At 52.3% G+C, this 7,542-nt stretch carries 7 protein-coding genes; 1 reads left to right on the forward strand and 6 read right to left on the reverse strand.

Translation table 11 applies throughout. The features are described from left to right. Nucleotides 1-48 precede the first annotated feature (48 nt). Genes nrdF through nrdH form a run of 4 tightly spaced genes read right to left on the reverse strand, consistent with a single transcriptional unit; the run spans nucleotide 49 to nucleotide 3,834 of the window. Nucleotides 49-1,011: a class 1b ribonucleoside-diphosphate reductase subunit beta gene (gene nrdF / locus AC128V_RS05840; RefSeq protein ID WP_482763738.1), complete on the reverse strand. Its 963-nt coding sequence runs from the start codon at nucleotides 1,009-1,011 to the stop codon at nucleotides 49-51. A gap of 17 nt (nucleotides 1,012-1,028) precedes the next feature. Continuing rightward, nucleotides 1,029-3,134: a class 1b ribonucleoside-diphosphate reductase subunit alpha gene (gene nrdE, locus AC128V_RS05845; RefSeq protein ID WP_482763744.1), complete on the reverse strand. Its 2,106-nt coding sequence runs from the start codon at nucleotides 3,132-3,134 to the stop codon at nucleotides 1,029-1,031. A gap of 56 nt (nucleotides 3,135-3,190) precedes the next feature. Further along, nucleotides 3,191-3,595 carry a class Ib ribonucleoside-diphosphate reductase assembly flavoprotein NrdI gene (nrdI, locus tag AC128V_RS05850; RefSeq protein ID WP_482763739.1) on the reverse strand — a complete coding sequence of 135 codons (405 nt, stop codon included), beginning with the start codon at nucleotides 3,593-3,595 and terminating at the stop codon, nucleotides 3,191-3,193. 14 nt (nucleotides 3,596-3,609) lie between these two features. Further along, on the reverse strand, nucleotides 3,610-3,834 hold the full coding sequence (gene nrdH / locus AC128V_RS05855) for a glutaredoxin-like protein NrdH (protein WP_482763740.1): 225 nt from the start codon (nucleotides 3,832-3,834) through the stop codon (nucleotides 3,610-3,612). Nucleotides 3,835-4,249: 415 nt separating this feature from the next. Here nrdH and AC128V_RS05860 point away from each other — a divergent pair, with 415 nt between their 5' ends. Beyond that, nucleotides 4,250-5,140, forward strand: a complete 891-nt coding sequence (locus AC128V_RS05860; RefSeq protein ID WP_482763741.1) for a GNAT family N-acetyltransferase — start codon at nucleotides 4,250-4,252, stop codon at nucleotides 5,138-5,140. Here the strand turns inward: AC128V_RS05860 and AC128V_RS05865 are convergent. Both AC128V_RS05865 and gndA read right to left on the reverse strand, forming a co-directional pair. Further along, a complete protein-coding gene (locus tag AC128V_RS05865) occupies nucleotides 5,133-6,008 on the reverse strand; it encodes a DMT family transporter (RefSeq protein WP_482763742.1) in 876 nt (291 codons plus the stop codon). The two genes, AC128V_RS05860 and AC128V_RS05865, sit on opposite strands and share 8 nt — an antisense overlap. A gap of 10 nt (nucleotides 6,009-6,018) precedes the next feature. Then, nucleotides 6,019-7,467, reverse strand: coding sequence for an NADP-dependent phosphogluconate dehydrogenase (gene gndA, locus AC128V_RS05870; RefSeq protein WP_482763743.1), 1,449 nt, complete (start codon nucleotides 7,465-7,467; stop codon nucleotides 6,019-6,021). Between the last annotated feature and the right edge of the window lie 75 nt (nucleotides 7,468-7,542).

A 7,542-nucleotide genomic window follows, 5' to 3' on the forward strand; every position in this document is an offset into this window, starting at 1 on the left:
GCCGCAGCCACAAGTGTCTTTACCGCAATTGCAGTCCATGAATATCTCCTAGAAGTTCCAGTCATCATCGGTGGTGGCTTCGTGCTTACCAATTACGTAAGACGAGCCAGAGCCAGAGAAGAAGTCGTGATTCTCATCGCTGGCTGGGCTTAGGGCGCTGAGGATGGCAGGGGAGACTTGGCAGTCATCCTTAGGGAACAGTGGGTCAAACCCAAGGTTCATCAGTGCCTTGTTGCCGTTGTAGTGCAGGAACTGCTTGACGTCGTGGGTTAGCCCAATTTCGTCATACAGGTCTGCGGTGTACTTAACCTCGTTCTCGTAGAGCTCGAGGAGAAGATCGTAGGTGTAGCTCTTTAGCTCTTCCTGGCGGGAAGTTGAAGACTCGTTGTATCCAAGCTGGAACTTGTAGCCAATGTAGTAACCGTGAATGGCCTCATCGCGAATGATTAGGCGAATTAGGTCAGCGGTGTTGGTTAGCTTCGCTCTGGAGGACCAGTACATCGGTAGGTAGAAGCCCGAGTAGAACAAGAAGGACTCCAACAGGGTGGAGGCAACCTTGCGCTTTAGTGGGTCATCACCGCGGTAGTAACCCAAGATGATCTCGGCCTTCTTCTGAAGGTATGGGTTGTCCTCGGACCAGCGGAAGGCCTCGTCGATGTCGCTGGTGGAGCAAAGGGTTGAGAACACGCTCGAGTAGCTCTTGGCGTGGACCGACTCCATGAACGCAATGTTCGTGATCACTGCCTCTTCGTGAGGGGTGCGAGCATCTGGCATCAGGCTCATTGAACCAACGGTGCCCTGGATGGTGTCCAGCATGGTCAGACCGGTGAACACGTGCATGGTTAGCTTCTGCTCGTGAGGACGCAGGTTCTCCCAGGACTGCACGTCGTTGGAGATTGGGACCTTCTCAGGCAGCCAGAAGTTCTGGGTGAGGCGGTTCCAGACGTCTAGGTCAACGGAGTCCTCGATCTTGTTCCAGTTGATAGGTCTGGTAATCAGTTTGGTAGCCATGTTGATTTCCCTCTTTCCTAGAGCATGCAGCTGACGCAGTTTTCGACCTCGGTGCCCTCAAGTGCAGCCTGTCGAATGCGAATATAGTAAATGGTCTTGATGCCCTTTTTCCATGCGTAAATCTGTGCACGGTTAACATCGCGGGTGGTTGCGGTGTCCTTGAAGAACAGTGTTAGCGATAGACCCTGGTCAACGTGCTGGGTTGCAGCAGCGTAGACGTCGATGATCTTGTCTGGTCCTACTTCGTAGGCGTCCTCGTAGTACTCCCAGTTTTCTTCGCTTAAGAATGGAGCTGGGTAGTAAACGCGACCTAGCTTGCCTTCCTTACGAACCTCAACACGAGAAGCGATTGGGTGGATCGAGCTTGTCGAGTTGTTGATGTAGGAGATCGAACCGGTTGGAGGCACGGCCTGAAGGTTCTGGTTGTAGATACCGTGCTTCATTACCGAAGCCTTCAGCTCTTTCCAGTCCTGTTGGGTTGGGATAGTAACGTTTGCCTTGGCAAACAGCTCCTTAGCCTTCGGGGTGCTTGGTGCCCAAACCTGGTCGGTGTACTTATCGAAGAACTCGCCACTTGCATACTTTGAGTTCTCAAAGTTGTGGAAGTAGCTCTTACGCTCGATAGCAATCTTGTTTGACGCCTTGATGGCGTGGTAAACCACGGTGTAGAAGTAAATGTTGGTGAAGTCGATCGACTCCTCCGAACCGTAGTGGACCTTCTCGCGAGCAAGGTAACCGTGCAGGTTCATCTGGCCAAGGCCAATCGCGTGTGACTTGTGGTTACCATCTGAGATCGAACGAACGCTCTCGATGTTGGACATGTCAGAAACTGCGGTTAGCGCACGGATTGAAGTCTCAACGGTCAGACCTAGGTCGCCACCGTCCATTGCCATGGCGATGTTCATCGATCCTAGGTTGCAGGAGATGTCCTTACCGATGTCGTCATAGCTGAGGTCAGCGTTGTAGGTGGTAGGGGTGTTCACCTGCAGGATCTCAGAGCAGAGGTTGGACATGTTGATGCGACCCTGAATTGGGTTAGCAGCGTTTACGGTGTCCTCATACATGACGTATGGGTAGCCGGACTCGAACTGAAGCTCAGCAATGCGCTCAAACAGCTCACGAGCCTTGATCTTGGACTTGCGAATGCGTGGGTCATCGACCATTTCGTTGTACTTCTCGGTGACCGAGATGTCGCCAAACGGAACGCCGTAAACCTTCTCAACGTCATAAGGGGAGAACAGGTACATGTCCTCGCCGTTCTTCGCAAGCTCCAAAGTGATGTCTGGAACAACCACACCGATGGAAAGAGTCTTGATACGAATCTTCTCGTCTGCGTTCTCACGCTTGGTGTCTAGGAAACGCATGATGTCTGGGTGGTGTGCGTTTAGGTAAACCGCACCGGCACCCTGACGAGCACCTAGCTGGTTGGCGTAGGAGAAGCTGTCTTCCAATAGCTTCATCACTGGGATGATGCCGGAGGACTGGCCCTCAATCTTCTTGATTGGAGCACCGTATTCGCGAACGTTAGAAAGTGAAAGTGCAACACCGCCACCGCGCTTAGATAGCTGCAGCGCTGAGTTGATGCCACGGGCAATCGACTCCATGTTGTCTTCGATGCGAAGCAGGAAGCAGGAGACGAACTCACCGCGCTGCTTCTTACCGCAGTTTAGGAAGGTTGGGGTGGCTGGCTGGAAGCGACCGGAGATGATCTCCTCGGTCAAATTGATTGCGGTGGTCTCGTCACCAGCTGCAAGGGTTAGCGCAACCATTACAACGCGGTCCTCGAAGCGCTCAAGGTAGCGAGTGCCGTCAAAAGTCTTTAGCGCGTAGCCGGTGTAGAACTTGTAGGCACCCATGAATGCTTCAAAGCGGAACTTCTTGGAGTAGGCAAGCTTCTCAAGCTTCTCGATGAACTCGAAAGAGTACTGTTCCAGTACTTCCTTCTCGTAGTACTCGTTCTCAACCAGGTAGTCCAGACGCTCCTTCAGGCTGTGGAAGAAGACGGTGTTCTGGTTTACGTGGTCTAGGAAGTACTTGCGAACCGCAAGCTTGTCTTTCTCCAGCTGAAGCTTCTGATCAGCACCCCACAGGTTGATCATCGCGTTTAGGTCCTGATAGGACATCGCGCTTTCGATGGTCTGCTTGCCAGTTAGGTTTCCCTGGTCATCAGCTACTTCTACTAGTTGGTTTGCCACAGTTCGGCCAGCCTTTCTTTTACTTCCGTTACGTCTTCTGGGGTGCCAGTGATCTCGAACCGATACAGCACCGGAACCCCGAGTTTGCTGGCGACTATGTCGCCGGCCTTGCAGAAGTGGGCACCAAAATTGGTGTTTCCCCCTGAAATGACCGCCTTGATGTGTTTCCGATTTACCGGATTATTCAAGAACTTGATTACTTGTTTTGGAACAGTTGATTCATCGTTTCCGCCACCGTAGGTGGGGACTACTAGGACACTGTCCCGATCGTGTACAAAGTCGGCTGCTTCTTCGGATTTGAGTGGTATCCGGATGGCGGTAGCACCTAGTTTGTCTACGAAGCGCTTGGTGTTTTCTGAGACGCTCGAGAAGTAAACAACGTCGAACATCTCATCCACCTCAACTAAGCGGAGATTGCTTGGATCTTGTCCATGCGGAAACCGCTCCAGTGCTCGTCTCCAGAGACGACTACTGGTGCCGCGGTGTAACCCATGGTCTTGACCATTTCTAGAGCTACTGGGTCCTGAGACATGTCGACCTCGGCATACTCAATCTGGTTACGCTGCAACATGCGCTTAGTGCTGTCGCACTGAACGCAAGCTGGGAGCGTGTAAACGGTCACCGCCATTGGTGTTCCTCCTGGATAAGTGGGTTTTTAGGCCCGGTTTTAGCAAATTTTTGTGAAAATTCTCGCAAACTGTGGATTTACAACATTAGCACTTAACCACTAGATGTAGTAGCAACTCGCGATTTTTTTCACTTATTTAGTTATTTCTCGAACATTAACCCACAGGTTGAACTTTAAGGCAGTAGCTAATCCCGCGTGTCGCGGGTTGTTCACCTAAATTGTCAAAAAGTTATTTTTACTCGCTGTAGAACCAAGGGAAATTACCCCCAATTTCACCTCAACCCTCCGACATTTATAAACAAATCGTTAGAAATCTCAGGCTTGGCCCTTGGCATGTTTGGCACTTTGTTCGGGGTTATTATTTTTTAGGTTCGCGCCTGGACCATCCCAGATCTAAGGAAAGCATCTACCGCTAATGATTAGAGTCGCAACCCTTGATGACGCTCAAGCACTGCTTTCGGTCTGCAACAACCACGAATTGCGCGTAGACCCAGACTTTGAACAAATGCCACTTAGTGAAATCACCGAGTTCCTAAATGGCTACGAAGAGCCTGCCCACACCATGGTCCTAGATGAAGGCGGAATCAAGGCCGTCATGTTTATTCAAACCTCGACTCCAAGAAACAAAGTTGAACCTGACTTTTTTACCGTCGGCACCAAGGCGCAGTCCAAAGAGCTTTTTGATGCAGCTTTTGCGTGGCTGGAGCAAAACCGCAAGGGCTTTGACGTAAGAACCTATTGCAACAAAATGGACACCGAGCTTCTTGCTCTCTTTGAGGAAAGCGGCCTGAGCTTTCTGCGTGACTACTACAAGCTGGTCAAAGAGCCAATCGACAAAGGCTTTCCGCAACTTCCTGTGGACATCACCATTGAGGCAGTTGATCTAGTGGGCGAGTCAAGCGCGCTGCACATGCTTGAGTCCGAGTCTTTCTCCGGTCACTTTGGTTACATCCCACTTGGCCACGATAACTGGCTCGCAGAGAAGACTGCAGAGCCTAAGTTGGATCGCAAGGGCGTCTTTATCGCAAGGGTAAAAGGCGAACCCGCCGGGCTTTTGATCTCCAACGATGCGCGGTCAGATGTGAATGGCGGCTGGGTGGACAAGCTCGGCGTGCTGGAGAAGTTCCGCGGTCTTGGGCTAGGGAAGTTGTTACTGCAGTGGGGAGTCGCTCACGCAGCCCAGAAGGGCTACCAGTCGGTAGGTCTGAGCGTGGACACCGGCAATGAGTCCGGAGCACTGCAGATTTACGAAAACCAGGGCTTTAAACCAACCGTAGTTTGGCGCGGTTATGCAACCACTATTTAGAGCTCTTGTGCTGAGCTAGCCAGGCTCCCAGAATTACCACCGCACCACCAATGGGCTCATACCAGTGCAGTTCTTCCCCCAAAAGCAAGATTCCCCAGATGGCCGCCAATACCGGATTGGTGAAGGTAACTGTTGAGGCAATCGCGGAGCCAGCAGCCTTGATGACATCGTGGAACAGTCGGTAGGCAAAGCCCGAACCCAAAACCCCCAGCACCAGAATCGCCAAAAGCGATTCGATACTTGGGCTACTGGTGAAAAGCGGTCCAGTGAACAGGTAAAACGGCAACAGCGTGATAGCGCTTGTGAAGACCTGCGCTGCCGCCGAGGACGTTCCCGAAAGATTCATCGGGGTTACAAACTTTCGGATGTATGGACCACCAATGCCATAAGAAACTGTTGCCAAAACCAATGCCCCAATCGCCATCGGGTCATTTTGTCCAAAGCCTTCCCAGATGCCCAGGGTGATTGCGACACCAATCAGCCCAACAGCCAAACCAATCGTTGCGACGATGGTGACTTTCTCGGTTCGGTAGATGGTCAAGATTGCAAGCAATGTGAAAATCGGGGTTGCTGCCCCGATGATTGCGGCCAACGAAGAAGTGGTCGACTGCTGCGCGAAGCTAAACAGTGCAAACGGTATTGCCGACATCAGCACGCCGGCTACCCACAGGTGGAACCACTGGATTCCTTTTGGCAGCTGAAGCTTGAGCAAAAACACCAAGCCAAACATCGCCGCGCCACCTAAGAACGTTCGCCAAAAAGCGACACCGTAAAAAGGTAGGAATCTAAGCGAGAGTTCGGTGAATAAGAAACTGGAGCCCCAGATCAGGGCCATTGGAACGAATTTCCAAATCCAGTGTGATTTCACCTAATGAAATCTAGTGGCTAGATGGTGTGGTTTCGATCTCCGAGCGATCTGCCGACCACAGGGTGTGAAACACGCCATCGCGGTCAACGCGCTTGTAGGTGTGTGCACCAAAGAAGTCGCGCTGTCCCTGAACCAGTGCCGCTGGCAAGCGCTTCGCGCGCAGGCCGTCGTAGTAGCTCAAAGAAGATGCAAAGGCTGGGTTTGGGATACCAGCCAGCGAGCTGTGTGCAACCACGTTTCTCCATGATGCAAGCGATGCATCGATTGCTTTGGCGAAGTAGTCATCAAACAAAAGGCTCAGCAGGTTTTCGTTCTTGCCGTAGGCATCTGCGATGCGGTTTAGGAACTGTGCACGAATGATGCAACCGCCACGCCAGATCTTTGAAACAGCGCCTAGGTTGATTTTCCAGTTGTACTCCTGTGCACCGGCGCGAATCGCGTCAAAACCCTGGGCGTAGGCAATGATCTTGGATGCGTAAAGTGCCTTGCGAACATCCTCAACGAAGGCTGCCTTATCGCTAACCGACCATCTGGTGGTGTGAGCGGCCATGCCGGCATTGCCCGCACGCTGGCTGGACTGAGAGGAGAGGCTTCTTGCAAACACTGCCTCGGCAATTCCAGAAACCGGGGTGCCAAGGTTTAGCGCGGTCTGAACGGTCCAGACTCCGGTTCCCTTAGATCCGGCGGCATCTAGAACTACATCTACGAATGGCTTGCCGGTCTTCGCGTCAATCTGCTTGAGCACCTCCGCGGTGATCTCAATCAGGTAGCTCTCTAGCTCGCCCTGGTTCCACTTGATAAAAATCTCAGAGATCTCGCTGGGGGAGAAGCCGCCAGCCTGGCGAAGAATGTCGTATGCCTCAGCGATTAGCTGCATGTCGGCGTATTCGATGCCGTTGTGGATCATCTTTACAAAGTGACCAGCGCCATCGGTGCCAACGTGGGTAACACATGGCTCACCCTCGGCTACCGCTGCAATTGAGGAAAGAATTGGACCGAGGGTTTTATAGGCCTCGGCGGTTCCACCAGGCATGATCGATGGACCCTTGAGGGCACCTTCTTCACCACCGGAGATTCCAGCACCAACAAAGTGAATGCCCTTGGCGCTGACATCCTTCTCGCGACGAAGGGTGTCGGTGAAAAGTGCGTTACCGCCGTCAACGATGATGTCACCCGATTCGAATCTCTCCGCCAACTGGCTAATTACGGCGTCGGTGCCGGCGCCTGCCTGAACCATGATGATCGCGGTTCGTGGGCGTGCCAATGAAGCAACAAATGCATCGATGGTTTCGCTTGGAATGAAGTTAGCTTCTGGGTGCTCGCTCACCAATAGGTCGGTTCGCTCGACAGAACGGTTGTAGATGGCAACTCTGTTGCCTTCGCGAGATGCCAAGTTGCGGGCTAGGTTCGAGCCCATAACGGCAAGACCAACGACACCAATATTTGCTTTGTCTGACATGAAATTCCTTTAGAAACGGGGTGGGAAGTACTCAGGCTACGCGCGCAACAATGGGCGGAAATTTCTATTAGGTTA

It is taken from the genome of Aquiluna sp. (assembly GCF_965064355.1).

What these genes read in the sequence shown, in the direction of transcription:
- nrdF (WP_482763738.1), bottom strand. Translation starts at nt 1,011, where the DNA reads ATGGCTACCAAACTGATTACCAGACCTATCAACTGGAACAAGATCGAG.
- nrdE (WP_482763744.1), bottom strand. Translation starts at nt 3,134, where the DNA reads ATGTCCTATCAGGACCTAAACGCGATGATCAACCTGTGGGGTGCTGAT.
- nrdI (WP_482763739.1), bottom strand. Translation starts at nt 3,595, where the DNA reads ATGTTCGACGTTGTTTACTTCTCGAGCGTCTCAGAAAACACCAAGCGC.
- nrdH (WP_482763740.1), bottom strand. Translation starts at nt 3,834, where the DNA reads ATGGCGGTGACCGTTTACACGCTCCCAGCTTGCGTTCAGTGCGACAGC.
- AC128V_RS05860 (WP_482763741.1), top strand. Translation starts at nt 4,250, where the DNA reads ATGATTAGAGTCGCAACCCTTGATGACGCTCAAGCACTGCTTTCGGTC.
- gndA (WP_482763743.1), bottom strand. Translation starts at nt 7,467, where the DNA reads ATGTCAGACAAAGCAAATATTGGTGTCGTTGGTCTTGCCGTTATGGGC.